The sequence below is a fragment of the Nonomuraea terrae genome, from assembly GCF_004348995.1.
GTDB lineage: Bacteria > Actinomycetota > Actinomycetes > Streptosporangiales > Streptosporangiaceae > Nonomuraea > Nonomuraea terrae.
The window spans coordinates 1-13,369 of the sequence record NZ_SMKQ01000238.1; the positions used below are offsets into that span (position 1 = coordinate 1).

At 72.6% G+C, this 13,369-nt stretch carries 15 protein-coding genes; 7 read left to right on the forward strand and 8 right to left on the reverse strand.

All coding sequences use genetic code 11. The features are described 5' to 3' along the window. The first annotated feature begins 312 nt into the window (after positions 1 to 312). From E1286_RS40965 to E1286_RS40975, 3 genes are all read left to right on the forward strand, one after another. The gene (locus E1286_RS40965) at positions 313 to 2,016 is read left to right on the forward strand and encodes an enoyl-CoA hydratase-related protein (RefSeq protein WP_132621739.1); all 1,704 of its coding nucleotides are present in this window, start codon (positions 313 to 315) and stop codon (positions 2,014 to 2,016) included. 16 nt (positions 2,017 to 2,032) lie between these two features. Then, positions 2,033 to 3,562, forward strand: a complete 1,530-nt coding sequence (locus E1286_RS40970) for a helix-turn-helix domain-containing protein (RefSeq protein WP_132621741.1) — start codon at positions 2,033 to 2,035, stop codon at positions 3,560 to 3,562. A gap of 64 nt (positions 3,563 to 3,626) precedes the next feature. Further along, positions 3,627 to 4,664 carry a tyrosine-type recombinase/integrase gene (locus tag E1286_RS40975; protein WP_132621743.1) on the forward strand — a complete coding sequence of 346 codons (1,038 nt, stop codon included), beginning with the start codon at positions 3,627 to 3,629 and terminating at the stop codon, positions 4,662 to 4,664. Positions 4,665 to 4,698: 34 nt separating this feature from the next. Here E1286_RS40975 and E1286_RS40980 read toward each other — a convergent pair whose 3' ends face one another. The 5 genes from E1286_RS40980 to E1286_RS41000 form a co-directional block, all read right to left on the reverse strand. Next, positions 4,699 to 5,328 carry a response regulator gene (locus tag E1286_RS40980; protein ID WP_132621745.1) on the reverse strand — a complete coding sequence of 210 codons (630 nt, stop codon included), beginning with the start codon at positions 5,326 to 5,328 and terminating at the stop codon, positions 4,699 to 4,701. Next, positions 5,325 to 6,554, reverse strand: coding sequence for a sensor histidine kinase (locus E1286_RS40985; protein WP_132621747.1), 1,230 nt, complete (start codon positions 6,552 to 6,554; stop codon positions 5,325 to 5,327). Before E1286_RS40985 ends, E1286_RS40980 begins: the two co-directional genes overlap by 4 nt. After that, complete coding sequence (locus E1286_RS40990; protein ID WP_246075604.1) at positions 6,551 to 7,693, reverse strand: DUF418 domain-containing protein; 1,143 nt, start codon at positions 7,691 to 7,693, stop codon at positions 6,551 to 6,553. The genes E1286_RS40985 and E1286_RS40990 overlap by 4 nt, the downstream gene beginning before the upstream one ends. A 139-nt stretch (positions 7,694 to 7,832) precedes the next feature. After that, the gene (locus E1286_RS40995; RefSeq protein ID WP_132621751.1) at positions 7,833 to 8,087 is read right to left on the reverse strand and encodes a helix-turn-helix domain-containing protein; all 255 of its coding nucleotides are present in this window, start codon (positions 8,085 to 8,087) and stop codon (positions 7,833 to 7,835) included. Between the two features lie 173 nt (positions 8,088 to 8,260). Further along, complete coding sequence (locus tag E1286_RS41000) at positions 8,261 to 9,046, reverse strand: helix-turn-helix domain-containing protein (RefSeq protein WP_132621753.1); 786 nt, start codon at positions 9,044 to 9,046, stop codon at positions 8,261 to 8,263. Between the two features lie 104 nt (positions 9,047 to 9,150). Here E1286_RS41000 and E1286_RS41005 point away from each other — a divergent pair, with 104 nt between their 5' ends. Further along, positions 9,151 to 9,540: a nuclear transport factor 2 family protein gene (locus E1286_RS41005; protein ID WP_132621755.1), complete on the forward strand. Its 390-nt coding sequence runs from the start codon at positions 9,151 to 9,153 to the stop codon at positions 9,538 to 9,540. A 291-nt stretch (positions 9,541 to 9,831) separates the two neighbouring features. Here E1286_RS41005 and E1286_RS41010 read toward each other — a convergent pair whose 3' ends face one another. After that, a complete protein-coding gene (locus tag E1286_RS41010) occupies positions 9,832 to 10,254 on the reverse strand; it encodes a VOC family protein (protein ID WP_132621757.1) in 423 nt (140 codons plus the stop codon). A 110-nt stretch (positions 10,255 to 10,364) separates the two neighbouring features. Between E1286_RS41010 and E1286_RS41015 the strand changes: the two genes are divergently transcribed. Then, a complete protein-coding gene (locus E1286_RS41015) occupies positions 10,365 to 11,324 on the forward strand; it encodes a helix-turn-helix transcriptional regulator (RefSeq protein ID WP_132621759.1) in 960 nt (319 codons plus the stop codon). A gap of 3 nt (positions 11,325 to 11,327) precedes the next feature. On the opposite strand, the gene E1286_RS41020 is transcribed toward E1286_RS41015, so the two are convergent. Next, positions 11,328 to 11,687, reverse strand: a complete 360-nt coding sequence (locus E1286_RS41020; RefSeq protein ID WP_132621761.1) for a hypothetical protein — start codon at positions 11,685 to 11,687, stop codon at positions 11,328 to 11,330. Positions 11,688 to 11,877: 190 nt separating this feature from the next. Here E1286_RS41020 and E1286_RS41025 point away from each other — a divergent pair, with 190 nt between their 5' ends. Continuing rightward, on the forward strand, positions 11,878 to 12,201 hold the full coding sequence (locus E1286_RS41025; RefSeq protein WP_165970144.1) for a nucleotidyltransferase domain-containing protein: 324 nt from the start codon (positions 11,878 to 11,880) through the stop codon (positions 12,199 to 12,201). A gap of 18 nt (positions 12,202 to 12,219) precedes the next feature. Here E1286_RS41025 and E1286_RS41030 read toward each other — a convergent pair whose 3' ends face one another. Further along, positions 12,220 to 12,582 (reverse strand): ArsR/SmtB family transcription factor, encoded by a 363-nt coding sequence (locus E1286_RS41030; protein WP_246075605.1) that lies wholly within the window; start codon positions 12,580 to 12,582, stop codon positions 12,220 to 12,222. 186 nt (positions 12,583 to 12,768) lie between these two features. Here E1286_RS41030 and E1286_RS41035 point away from each other — a divergent pair, with 186 nt between their 5' ends. Next, a complete protein-coding gene (locus E1286_RS41035; protein ID WP_132621767.1) occupies positions 12,769 to 13,236 on the forward strand; it encodes a hypothetical protein in 468 nt (155 codons plus the stop codon). The last annotated feature ends 133 nt before the right edge of the window (positions 13,237 to 13,369 follow it).

The window sequence follows — 13,369 nt, forward strand, 5'->3', positions numbered from 1 at the left end:
GGTGGGGGCGGTTCGGGTTCATGGGGTTTCCCGGGGCCGAACCTGTGCCGCGAACCAGGCGAAATAGGCCACGAGCTGTGGCATTTGCGCTGAAATGTCAGCAGCGGTGGAGATTTCATGTCAGCATCGGGGACCATGGATGGGTCGTACGGGACTGCGGTGAAGGTCTGGGACATGTGGGATCTCCCCTGCCCTGGGCCGGGAGCCGCGGCGTGAGCCTCCTGTGACAGCCCCGGCCGGTCCCCCGCCCCGTCCCGCCAAGACCGCGCGTGCAGCCGGTGTCGTCCCCCTTGCCTGGAAAGAAGTTCCGCGTTGCGTATCTTGCTGCTCTGCTCGTCCTTCAACGGCCTGACCCAGCGTTCCTGGCTGGAGTTGCGCCGGGCCGGTCACGACGTGAGCGTCGAGCTGGCCGTGTCCGAGGAAGCCATGGTGGAGGCCGCCGAGCTGGCCAAGCCGGATCTGATCATCTGCCCGTTCCTGAAGGAGCGGGTGCCGGACGCGTTGTGGCGCACCCACCGTACGGTGATCGTCCACCCGGGGCCGCCCGGTGACCGGGGGCCGTCGTCGCTGGACTGGGCGATCGTGGACGGCGAGCCGGAGTGGGGCGTGACGGCGCTGCAGGCGGTCGAGGAGATGGACGCGGGCCCCATCTGGGGTTACCGGCTGTTCCCGATGCCGGCCGAGCCGCCGCGCAAGTCGTCGTTGTACAACGGCCCGGTGGCCGACGCGGCGGTGGAGCTGGTGGCGGAGGTGGCGGCCAAGGCGGGCGACGCGTCGTTCGTGCCGGTGCCGCTGGACTACCGCTCCCCCGAGGTGCGGGGGCGGCTGCGGCGGGCGATGCGGCACGCTGACCGGGAGTTCTCCTGGGCCGAGCCGAGCGAGCAGATCCTGCGGCGGGTGCGCGCGGCCGACGGCTCCCCCGGCGGCCGGACGGTGCTGGGCGAGCTGCCGGTGCGGGTGTTCGACGTCTACCGGGGCCCGGACCTGCCGGGCACGCCGGGCGCGGTGGCGGCGCGGCGTGAGGGCGCCGTGCTGGTGCACACCGGTGACGGCACGGTGTGGGTGGGTCACCTGCGCGTCGAGCGTGAGGGCGCGGTGAAGCTGCCGGCGGCGATGGCGCTGGGCGAGCTGGTGGCGGGCCTGCCGGAGCGGCCCGGCTACAGCGAGATCACCTACGACCGCAGCGTGGGCGTGGGCGTGGTGAGCTTCGACTTCTACAACGGGGCGATGTCCAGCGAGCAGTGCCGGCGGCTGGCCTCGGCGCTGCGGTACGCGGCCGCGCAGGACACGCGGGTGCTGGTGGTGCGCGGCGGGGAGACGTTCTCCAACGGCATCCATCTGAACGTGATCGAGGCTTCGCCGCAGCCGGAGCTGGAGGCGTGGATGAACATCAACGCGATCAACGCGGTGTGCCGGGAGATTCTCGACTGCACCGGCCAGCTGGTGGTGACGTCGATGGCGGGTAACGCCGGCGCGGGCGGTGTCATGATGGGGCTGGGCGCCGACCGGGTGATCGTGCGGGAGTCGGTGGTGCTGAATCCGCACTATCGGACGATGGGGTTGTTCGGCAGCGAGTACTGGACGTACGTGCTGCCGCGCCGGGTGGGCGCGGAGCGGGCGTGGCGGCTGACGCAGGAGGCGCTGCCGATCGGCGCGGCGGAGGCGGTGGAGCTGGGGCTGGCCGACAAGGCGGTGGCCGGGTCGCGGATGGAGTTCGAGCGGCGGGTGCTGGAGTACGCCGAGCGGCTGGCGGCCGATCCGGGCTACGATCGGCTGCTGGCGGCGCGGCGGCAGGGGCGTGAGGCCGATGAGCGGCGTAAGCCGCTGGACGCCTACCGGGCGGAGGAGCTGGCGGAGATGAGCCGCGACATGTTCGACGACCGTAACGGGTTCCGGCAGGCGCGGCAGGCGTTCGTGTACAAGGCGCCGGCGCAGGCGACGCCGGAGCATCTGGCGCGGCATCGGGAGTGGTCCGGCGCGTCGGCCCCCTCGATCGCGAGTACATCTCATATGTGAGATAAGGTCTGCTGTTGTGGTAGATGACTATCTTGTGCGGATCGGCCGGCTGATCCGGGACGCCCGCCAGCATCGCGGGTGGACGCAGCTGCAGCTGGCCGACGCTCTGGCGACGAGCCAGAGCGCGGTGAACCGGATCGAGCGCGGTAACCAGAACATCAGTCTTGAGATGATCGCCCGGATCGGTGAGGCGCTCGACAGCGAGATCGTCTCCCTGGGGTATGCCGGGCCGATGCATCTGCGGGTGGTGGGCGGCCGCCGGCTGTCGGGCAGCATCGACGTCAAGACGTCGAAGAACGCGTGCGTGGCGTTGCTGTGCGCGTCGCTGCTCAACTCCGGCCGGACGATCCTGCGCAAGGTGGCGCGGATCGAGGAGGTCTACCGGATCCTGGAGGTGCTGGCCTCGATCGGGGTGCGGGCGCGGTGGATCAACGAGGGCAGCGATCTGGAGATCGTGCCTCCGGCGCGGCTGGAGCTGGAGTCGATGGACACCGACGCCGCCCGCCGCACCCGCAGCGTGATCATGTTCCTGGGTCCGCTGATGCACCGCACGGAGCAGTTCCAGATCCCGTACGCGGGCGGCTGCGACCTGGGCACGCGTACGGTGCAGCCGCACATGTCGGCGCTGCGGCACTTCGGGCTGGACATCACCGCGACCGGCGGTTTCTACCACGCGCAGGTGGACCGCGGGGCGGCGCCGTCGCGGCCGATCGTGCTGACCGAGCGGGGCGACACGGTGACGGAGAACGCGCTGCTGGCCGCGGCCCGTCACGACGGGGTGACGGTGATCCGCAACGCCTCGTCCAACTACATGGTGCAGGACCTGTGCTTCTTCCTGGAGCAGCTCGGCGTCCGGGTGGAAGGGATCGGGACGACGACGCTGACGGTGCACGGGCAGCCGCACATCGAGCGTGACGTCGACTACTCCCCCTCCGAGGACCCGGTCGAGGCGATGAGCCTGCTGGCCGCCGCCGTGGTGACGTCGTCGGAGCTGACGATCTGCCGGGTGCCGGTGGAGTTCCTGGAGATCGAGCTGGCGGTGCTGGAGGAGATGGGTCTGGATCACGACCGGGGGCGGGAGTATCCGGCGGCCAACGGCCGTACCCGGCTGGTCGACCTGACGGTGCGGCCGTCGAAGCTGGTCTCCCCCATCGACAAGATCCACCCGATGCCGTTCCCGGGGCTGAACATCGACAACGTGCCGTTCTTCGCGGCGATCGCGGCCTCGGCGCAGGGTTCGACGCTGATTCACGACTGGGTCTACGACAACCGGGCCATCTACCTGACGGAGCTGACCCGGCTGGGGGCGTCGGTGAAGCTGCTGGACCCGCATCGGGTGCTGGTGGAGGGGCCGACGCGCTGGCGCAGCGCGGAGATGATGTGCCCGCCGGCGCTGCGCCCGGCGGTGGTGGTGCTGCTGGCGATGATGGCGGCCGAGGGCACGTCGGTGCTGCGCAACGTGTACGTGATCAACCGCGGTTACGAGGATCTCGCCGAACGGCTGAACGCGCTGGGCGCGCGTATCGAGACGTTCCGCGACATCTGATTTTCTGTCGGTGCGGGCCGCTACCGTCGTCCTTGGATCTTCCCGTGGGTGAAGGGGGTGGCGGGTGCGGCCTGCTGAGCTGGAGCGCATCACCGTGGCGCAGGCGGCCGACCGTTATGTGGAGCTGGTGCGGGCCAGGACGCTGACGGGCGCGCTGTCGCCGGCGACGGCGGAGGTGTACGCGCGTGACGTGGCGACGCTGGTGGAGCTGGCCGGCGACGGCACGGTGCTGGATGACCTGACCGGCGCGGACGTCGACGCGATCCTGGTGGCGTTCGCCCGCAAACCGGACGGGCGCCGGGCGGGCGGTACGGCGGGAGACGCGGCGGGGGCGGGGCAGTCCCCGTCGTCGCAGGCGCGGTTCCGCCGGTCGATCTCGGCGTTGTTCAAGCACGCGACGCTGGCCGGCTGGGTGCAGCTCAACCCGATGACCCGTTCGACGGTGACGGCCAGGCAGCGGGGCGGGCTGCGGCCGGAGCGGCGGGCGCTGACACGTGAGCAGGCGCAGGGCCTGGTCGGAGCGGCGCGGGAGCTGCCGCAGGCGCCGCCGGAGCGGAGCAAGCGCCGCGACCAGCGCACCGAGCTGCGCGACGCGGTGATCGTGCTGCTGCTGGCCACGGTGGGGCCGCGGGTGTCGGAGCTGGTGCGGGCCAATGTGGAGGATTTCTTCACCAACGACGGGGTGCGTTACTGGCGGATCTTCGGCAAGGGCGGCCGTACGCGTGACGTGCCGCTGCCGGGCGATGTCGCCGAGGTGTTGCAGGCGTATCTGGAGCGGGGGCGGCCGCAGGCGACCGACAAGGCGCTGCTGCTGTCGTGGCGGGGGCGGCGGCTGGCGCGCGGTGACGTGCAGGCGGTGATCGACCGGGTGCAGCGGCGGGTGCCGCCCGATCAGCGGCGCTCGGTGACGCCTCACGGGTTGCGCCATACGACGGCGACGCATCTGCTGGCCGACGCGGTCGACATGGACGCGGTGCGGCGGGTGCTGGGCCACAGTGACCTGTCGACGCTGGGCCGCTACCGCGACGAGCTGCCGGGCGAGCTGGAGGTGGCGATGCGCACGCACCCGCTGCTGCGCGAGCGGCCCGCGCCGGAGGGGTGATCGGGCCCAGGTGATCGAGCTCGGGTGATCGGGCTCAGGTGAGCAGGCCGCGGCTGTAGGCGGCGGCCACGGCCGAGGCGCGGTCGCAGACGCCGAGTTTGGCGTAGATGTGCGCCAGGTGGGTTTTGACGGTCGTCTCGCTGACGAACAGCGCGGCGGCCGTCTCCTTGTTGGTGCGGCCCTGCGCCACCAGCGTGAGCACCATGCGTTCGCGTTCGCTGAGTTCGGCGGTGCGGGGCGCGGGTTCGCGCACGTGGCGCAGCAGCCGGGCGGCCACGGACGGTGACAGCACCGACTCCCCCACCGCGGCCGCGCGGACGGCGCGGAAGACGTCTTCGCGCGGCGAGTCCTTCAGCAGGAAGCCGGCCGCGCCGGCCGCGACCGCGGGCAGCACGTCGTCGTCGCCGTCGTAGGTGGTCAGCACCAGCACGCGCGCCGATGGCACGCGTTCGGCCAGCAGTGCGATGAACCGGGCGCCGCCCAGGCGCGGCATGCGCAGGTCGGTGAGGACGACGTCGGGCCGTTCCCGCTCGGCCAGGGCGAGCCCCTCTTCGCCGTCGGCGGCCTCGCCGACGATGTCGAGGTCGGCCTGTTCGGCGAACATGCCGCGCAGGCCGTCGCGCACCACGGGGTGGTCGTCCACGATCACCAGCCGGATCGTCATGGCCGCCCCCATTCGGCCGCGGCGGGGATGGCAGGGACGGTCGCGCTGACCGCGGTGCCCTGACCGGGCGCCGACTCCACCTCCAGCCTCCCGGCCAGCCTGGTGACGCGCTGCCGCATCGCGGTGAGCCCGAAGCCGTCGCCGTGCGCCTGCTGCGGGGTGAACCCCACCCCGTCGTCGCGCACGTCGGTGACGACGACGTCCTCCATGTAGGACAGGGTGACGACGGTCCGGCCGGCGTTGGCGTGGCGGGCCACGTTCGCCAGCGCCTCCTGCACCGTTCTGAACAGCGTCACCTCGACCTCCGGGTGCAGTTGCCGGGCGGTGCCCGTGACGGTGAGCGTCGCGGGCACGTCGTGCGTGCCGCTCCAGCCGGAGACGAGCTCGGCCAGCGCCTGCGGGAGCCTGCTGCCGGCCAGCGGGCCGGGGCGCAGGTGGTGCAGGGAGCGGCGGACCTCGGTGAGGCTCTGCCTGGCGAGGTTGCGGGCGGCGGCCAGGCGGCGCCGTACGGCCTCGGTGTCGCCGGCGGCCTCTTCGGCGGCTTCGAGCTGGGTCACGATGCCGGCCAGGCCCTGGCCGACGGTGTCGTGGATCTCCCTGGCCAGCCGTTCGCGTTCGCCGGTGACGCCGGTGCGGCGGGCGGCGGCCAGCAGTTCGCCGTGCAGCCGGGCGTTCTCCTCGCCGAGCCGTTCCAGGCGCAGGTTGGCGTCGTGCAGGGCCCGGTTGGCGGCACGCCGCCGTTCCGCTTCCGCCTCCATCGCCCGGATGATCCAGCCGAGGAACGCCGCCAGTCCCGCGGCGGCGAGCGCAGGCGCCAGCCGCGTCCACGGGTCGCCGGACGTCACCACCTGGTACGGGTCTCCCATGGCCACGAGCGCGGCCGCGCCGGTCCCGGCGTAGGCGTAGCGGCCGGGCAATGCCACGAACGCCATGGGGAAGCAGGCGAGCACGAGCAGGGCGTAGGCGGGGTGGCGGGACGACAGCAGCCACGCCAGCGCCAGCAGCCCGGCGAAGTAGACCGCCATCGGCAGCAGCGCCCGCTCCGGCCAGGCGGGGTGTGCCAGCACCATCCACCCGTGCCACACCGTCACGGCCGCGGCCAGCGCGACGGTGACGGCCCGGCCGGCCGGCGGCACGGACGCGTCGATCGTGGCGATCAGGGTGGCGGTCGCCAGCAGCGCGAGAGGCAGCGCCCGCCACGCCGTGTCCCAGTCGCGTTCCGTCACGGTCTCCCCTGGCGCGCGTAGGTCAGGCGCCGCAGCAGCGTCTCGGCGGGGCCGCGCGTCCCCGCTGCGCGCATCAGCTCGGCCATCACCACGATCCCCGCCCATGTCAGCAACGCCAGCGCCGCCGTGGCGGCCGATCCCAGCCGGGCGCCCAGCCCGGCCGTGTACGGGGGCAGCAGCGCCACGAACACCACCGACTGTAGGAGATAACAGCTCAGCGAGCGCTGGCCGCAGGACGACAAGGCGGTCACCACGGGGCCGCGGCGCTGTCCGATGCGGCGCGCCAGCAGGGCGATCAGGGCCGCGTACCCGAGGCCGCCCGCCACGCCCGTCACCACGTGGACGGCGTTGAGCGCCATGACGGCGGCGGGGTCGTGCACGGTCACGGCGCCCGCGGCGACCAGCCCCACGGGCAGGCCCCCGGCCACCGCGACGAGCGGCCCCGCGACGGCGGCGCGCCGCAGCACCGTCGCGTCCGCGCGGGACAGCAGCGAGCGGCGGCCCGCCCACACGCCCACGAGCGCGGCCGTGACCGCGCCCGTCATCCCGAACGGGGTCATCACCCACTCCAGCGGCCGCAGCGCCAGCGCCGTCACCGGGTCCGGCACGGCGAGCGACCACAGGTACGCCCGCTGCGTCGTACCGGCGGGGCCGCCGTACACGAGCGCGGAGATCACCGCGACGGGGACGAGCCACGCCGCGGCGGCGGCGAGCAGCATCCGGCCCCGCACCCGCGTCAGCCGGCACATCAGGAGCCCGAGCAGCCCGTACAGGCCGAGCACGTCGCCGGGGAACAGCAGCAGCCCGTGGGCCGCGCCGAACGCCAGCAGCCACAGGCTGCGCCGCCTGAGCACCGCCCGGCCTTCGGCGTCGTCGCGCCGCCGGTTCCACATCTGCGCCATGCCGTAGCCGAACAGGGCGGCGAACATCGGGTAGGCGCGGGCGTCCACGAACGTCAGGCTCACCGCGGACACCACCCGGTCGGCGAGGCCGTGCTCGATGACGTGCTGCCGGATGCCGTACGGCCGGCCGTACAGGAAGAGGGCGGAGTTGGCGACGGCGATCAGCGCGAGCATGACGCCTCGGGCCAAATCGGGGGCGAGCAGGCGGTCGCGTTCGCCGACGGGGCTCAGTGTCACGGGTGGTCTCCCTGCGCTCGGTGGGTTCGCACCGAGTGTGCGGGGAGGTGGGCAGCCGGCGAATCCTGCGATGGGTCCGATTCGGCGGCGGATGGACGATACGCGGGCATCGTCCATCCGGGCAGACGCCTTGGGAGCGTTACGGGGTGGGTGTCGGCGTGATGTGGTGGGCGAGCTGGTCGAGCGAGATGCCCAGCACGTCGGCGAGCGCGGCGATGGTGAAGAACGCGGGCGTGGCGATGCGGCCGGTCTCGATCTTGCGGAGGGTCTCGGCGGACATGCCTGCGGCGGCGGCGACCTCGACGATGCTGCGCTCGCCTCGGGCCCGGCGCAGCACCAGACCGAGTTGCTCGCCGCGGAGCCGCTCTTCGGGGGTCAGCGGAGGTCGCACCATGTCTTCACTCTATACCTGCGAATAGAAATACCGGCCCGGCCGATGCGTCCCCGTGGGCGGCGGGCCCATGCGGGGCGGAGGTACGCGCCGCCGGTGGTGTCCGGCACGATGCCGGTGATCCAGCGGGTGTCCTTGGCGGCGAGGGACGCGGCGCATGGCCGTGGGGCAGGTGGCTACGCGTCGGCGCGAGCGTCGGCGCCGGAGGTGGTGAAGTAGGCGGCGCTCTCCGCGTCCGCCGGATAGTACGACTCGATCGCGACCTCGTCCAGGGTGATGTCCATCGGGGTGCCGAACGTGGTGGTGGTCGAGAACAGGCGCAGCTCTCGTCCGCCGAAGCGAAAGATCATCGGGATCACGACCTCGGACTCGATCGGGTGGATCACCTCCTCGGCGTCGGGCGCCAGCAGTTCCTCGTAGATCGCGGTGAGCTCGGGGTCGGCAGTGGTGGCCAGCTGCCGCGCGATCCGGGTACGCAGCAGCGAGCGGACCTCCGCCAGATTGACGAGGTGAGGGGCGAGCCCGCGTGGGTCCAGTCCCAGCCGCACCATGTTGATCGGCGGCCGCAGCAGGTCGGGGGCGACGCCGGTGAGGAACGCGTCGATGGCGCGATTGCTCATCACGATGTTCCACCGGCGATCGATGACCAGCGCGGGGTACGGCTCGTGCGCACGCAGCACCCGGGCGATCGCGTCCCGGACCGCCGGCAGCGCCTCCCCGTCGAGCGGCCGCTCGGCATAGCGGGGAGCGAAGCCGGCGGCGAGCAACAGCCGGTTGCGCTCACGCAACGGCACATCCAGCTGGTCGGCGAGCCGGAGGATCATGTCGGCACTCGGGTTGGACTTCCCGGTCTCCACCAGGCTGACGTGACGAGCCGAGACGTCGGCGGCGATCGCGAGATCCAGCTGGCTGAGCCGCCGGCGATGCCGCCAGTGCCGCAACAGTTGCCCGACCGAGTCCATGACCGCTGACGTTACTCCTCCGCGAGCCGGACGCCATGACATGCCATTTCATCGACAACCCCCACGAACGGCGGGAACACTGCTGACCTGTGACTACGCACGACATGACCACAGACAACAAGAGCATCGTCCAGCGAGCGCTGACGGCGCTGGTCGCGACCGGCGACGTCGATGCGCTCGCGCCACTGCTGAGTGACGACTTCGCCCACCACCGGCCGGACGCGACCTCGAAGACCAAGGCGGAATGGCTCGCCGCCGTAGGCGCCGCGCTCGTCCCGCTCGCCGGCATGCACGTCGAGATCCAGCACGTGCTGGCCGACGGCGATCACGTGGTGATGCACTCCAGACGCCGGCTGCCCGGCGCTGAGCCGGCAATCGCGGTCGTCGACATCTGGCGGCTCGACGACGGGCTGATCGCCGAGGCATGGGAGATCATCGAGCCGGTGAACCAGGCGGCCGCCAACCTGACGTGGTGGGAATCCGCTGATCATTGACCCGGCCACGAACCGGGAGCCGCTGCCGGGAACGGCGGGGGCATCGAGGGACACCCCGATGCCCCCGCCGTCCGGCCCGGCGAACACCACTGTCATGCCGGCCTTCGAGGCTGCCGCGGCAGGAGCGCCGGAGCCGTCCGAACCGGTGCGCGTCGATGTCGCCGGGATCGGTGAGCAGCCGGCGGGACCGTACCGGAGCAGGTCTTCGCCTCCGAGGCGGCGGCGCATCCGGGAGATCCGCGCGGCTCGGAGCGTGCGGGCGTACAGGCCCTCGACGATCGGCTGGAACGATCAGCCCTGGTGTCCGGCGGCGACGTCCACGACCCAGACGATGCCGTAGCGGTCCTGGAGCATCCCGTACAGGGGAGCCCACTGCGCGGTCGCGAGCGGCCGCACGATGCTCGCTCCGGCGCAGAGCTTCTCCCAGTACGCGGTGATCTCCTGTGTGGTCTCGCCGCGCAGGGAGACGAAGAACGAGTTCTCGCCCCGCTCCCACGGCATCCGCGCGGGCACGTCGTAGGCCATCACGCGGAAGCCGTTGCCGGCGACCACCTGGCCCCACATGACGTGGTCCGCCTCGGCGGGGTCGTGCACGTTCCCGGCGTCCTGGTAGGTGACGACGGCGAGGTCGCCGCCGAACACGGACCGGTAGAACTCCAGCGCCGCTCGGGCGTCGCCGCGGAAGTTCAGGTGAGTCACGGACGTGACGGACATGGTCGGCTCCTGAGCGTCGATGATCGTCGCCGGACGGCCGTCCGGCGCGGGACAACAGTCGCAGGGGAACAGGCCAGGAAGTGGCCGCTACTTGCGGCAGCATGGGGAGCATGCCGAAGACCTCAGCGCGACTGCTGGCGCTGCTCTCGCTGCTGCAGGCGCGCCGGGACTGGCCGGGCGCCCTGCTGGCCGAACGGCTGCGGGTCAGCCCGCGCACCGTGCGACGCGACGTCGACCGGCTGCGCGAGCTCGGCTATCCCATCGCGGCCAGCAAAGGACCCGACGGCGGTTACCGGCTCCAGGCCGGCACGGAGCTGCCGCCGCTGCTGTTCGACGACGAGCAGGCCGTCGCCCTCGCCGTCGCGCTCCAGCTCGCCACCACCACCGGCGCCGGCATCGAGGAGGCCGCGGCACGTGCGCTGACCACCGTCCGGCAGGTCATGCCCGCACGGCTGCGCCACCGCATCGACACCCTCCACGTCACCGCCGTCGAACCACCCGAGGCGGGCCCGCAGGCCGACAGCGGCGTGCTCATGACGCTCGGCGCCGCCGTCCACGCCCGCGAAGTGCTGCGCTTCGGCTACGCCCCCGAAGGGGAGGACGCCCCGCCGCGCCGGGCCGAGCCCCACCACCTCCTCACCTGGGGCGGACGCTGGTACCTCGTCGCCTGGGACCTCGACCGCGAGGACTGGCGCACCTTCCGCGCCGACCGGATCACCCCGCGCACCCCGGCAGGGCCCCGCTTCACCCCGCGCGAGCTGCCCGGCGGCGACGTGGCCGCCTTCGTGACCGGCAGGTTCCGCGGCTCCGACGGCTCGCCCGGCTGGCCCTGCCGCGGCGAGGTCGTCCTCGACCTGCCCGCCGCCGCCGTCTCCGCCTACACCCACGACGGAGTCGTCGAACCGCTCGGCCCCGGCCGCTGCCGGCTCGTCCTCGGCTCATGGTCGTGGACGGGCCTGGCCGCCGCCATCGGCAGGTTCGACGCCGCCATCGAGGTCGTCGGGCCGGCCGAGCTCAAGGCCGCCTTCGCCCGGCTGGCCCGCCGCTACGCCGACGCCGCGAACCCCTGACGGTCAGCCGGGCAGGCGTCCGGCGGCGCGGCGGGACGCATCGTGTCCAGGTGGCGGCGCGGCGCCGCGAGAGCGGGGTGGGCGTGTGGCCGAGCGCATGCGGGGTAGAGCGGCGCCGGGGCCCGCAGGGGGATGCGGCGCAGGTCGTGGGAGGCCGGCCCTCGCGGCGTCCGCGTCCGGGAGCGTGACGACGTCCAGCTCGATGCCCGGGTGGGCGCCATGAAAGCCGTGCAGCGCCACCGCCGGCGCGATGCGCGGGTTCGGCACGTCGACGCGCAGCGCCCGGTCGTACGGAGGCGGCCGCCCGCTCGGCGGCTCACGGGCGTGCGGCAGGAACGCCTGCCCGTCGAGGGCGAGCCGCACCCGGCGGGGCCGTGCGGGTGAACGGGGCGACGCCGAGACAGCGCTCCAGCGGCCACGCACTTGGACACGGCCTGCCGCGTGATCGACAGATCGGCGGCTGATTCCGGCCGGTCAGCGATCGGTTGTGGGCGGCGCCTGTCGGGGCGTAAATCGGTTGCGGTGCGTGAGAAGAGCGGCCGACCATCACACGGTGGACGAACACGTTTCCCGCGAGACGGCGCCGGTGCCGCGGGCCGTCGCGTACGTGCGCGATCTGCTCGACGGTTTCCGTCCGGCGTGGGCGCTGTGCGGTGGGTGGGCCGCCGACGCGTGGCTCGGCCGGCAGACGCGCGATCACGGGGATGTCGACATCGCCGTCTTCCACCCCGACCAGCGCGCCATCGCCGAACACTTCCCAGGCTGGGCGCTGGTGGGCCACGACTTCAACGTGCCCGGCGACACCACCGAGCACTGGGGACGGCCGGCACCTCGAACACCTTCGCGGGCTCGGCCGGGTAGGTGCGCTGGAGGGTGAAGGTGGTGTGGGTGACGGTCATGAGGTGTTTCCTTCCTGGTCGGCGGGCGGTGCGGGCGGCTGCTGGGTGAGGAGGTCGTCGAGCCGGTCGAGGCGCTGCTCCCAGGAGGTGCGCTGGCTGGCGATCCACTCCTCGGCCGCGCGCAACGTGCGCGGGTCGATCTGACAGGTACGGACCCTGCCGGTCTTCTCGGACGTGACCAGGCCGGCGCTCTCCAGCACGTGCAGGTGCTGCATGACCGCCGGCAGCGACATGTCCAGCGGCTCGGCCAGCCGGCTCACCGTGGCCGGTCCGCGCACCAGCCGCGCCACGATGGCCCGGCGGGTCTCGTCGGCCAGGGCGTGGAACGCCCGGTCCAGCGACTCCGAATACTTAGCCACATGCTTAAGTATCCGGGCCTCGCCGAAATAGTCAAGCAGTTGCTTAAGCATTCGGTGGTGCGCACCCACGCGCGGGACTACCTATGTGGCTAATAGGTAGCGACATGGGGATTTGTCCCGTCCTTCGGCGGGGGCAGCACGGAGCATCCTGGAGTCGTACCGTCAACCTTTGGGGGAAGGAACGACGTGCACACCAAGCAGCGACATCCGCCCGGCCTCCAGCCGAAACCGCCCTGGCGGCCGCCGTCCTGGAACACGTTCCTGGCGATGAGCCACGGCCTCGCCGTACGCGCCGGATGGGCCCGGCACGGCCACGACGTCTCATGGGTGCTGTCGGCACGGCCCTCCGCCGTGCCCACCGCCCGCAGGATGACCGCCGCCCGGCTGAACTCCTGGGGCCTGAGCGAACACGCCGAGGCCGCGTCCCTGCTCGTGGCCGACCTGGTCGGCCAGGCTCTGGAACACGGCACCGCCACCATCAGGCTCGCACTCGGCCTGACCGACGGATTCCTGCGCTGCGAAGTGGAGAACCCCGGCGCACGCTCGACCCACGACCACGACACCCGGCCGGCTCCGCCGGCATGCTGCAGTGGCGTCGCCGGCGAGGTCACCTGGTTCGAACTGCCCACCGGCACCGCGCAGGCCCCGCCCTGACCGACAGGCACGTCGCGGCGGCCGGACCCGGCGGTCACCATCTCACCGGGCCGGTTCCGGCCGTCCCTCCCCCTCACACCCACCAAGACCTCCCCCGGGGCAGGCCGGCCTCAGGGCGGCTCCTCATCAGGAG

What these genes read in the sequence shown, in the direction of transcription:
- E1286_RS40980 (WP_132621745.1), bottom strand. Translation starts at nt 5,328, where the DNA reads ATGACGATCCGGCTGGTGATCGTGGACGACCACCCCGTGGTGCGCGAC.
- E1286_RS41005 (WP_132621755.1), top strand. Translation starts at nt 9,151, where the DNA reads ATGACCACAGACAACAAGAGCATCGTCCAGCGAGCGCTGACGGCGCTG.
- E1286_RS41010 (WP_132621757.1), bottom strand. Translation starts at nt 10,254, where the DNA reads ATGTCCGTCACGTCCGTGACTCACCTGAACTTCCGCGGCGACGCCCGA.
- E1286_RS40995 (WP_132621751.1), bottom strand. Translation starts at nt 8,087, where the DNA reads ATGGTGCGACCTCCGCTGACCCCCGAAGAGCGGCTCCGCGGCGAGCAA.
- E1286_RS41000 (WP_132621753.1), bottom strand. Translation starts at nt 9,046, where the DNA reads ATGGACTCGGTCGGGCAACTGTTGCGGCACTGGCGGCATCGCCGGCGG.
- E1286_RS41015 (WP_132621759.1), top strand. Translation starts at nt 10,365, where the DNA reads ATGCCGAAGACCTCAGCGCGACTGCTGGCGCTGCTCTCGCTGCTGCAG.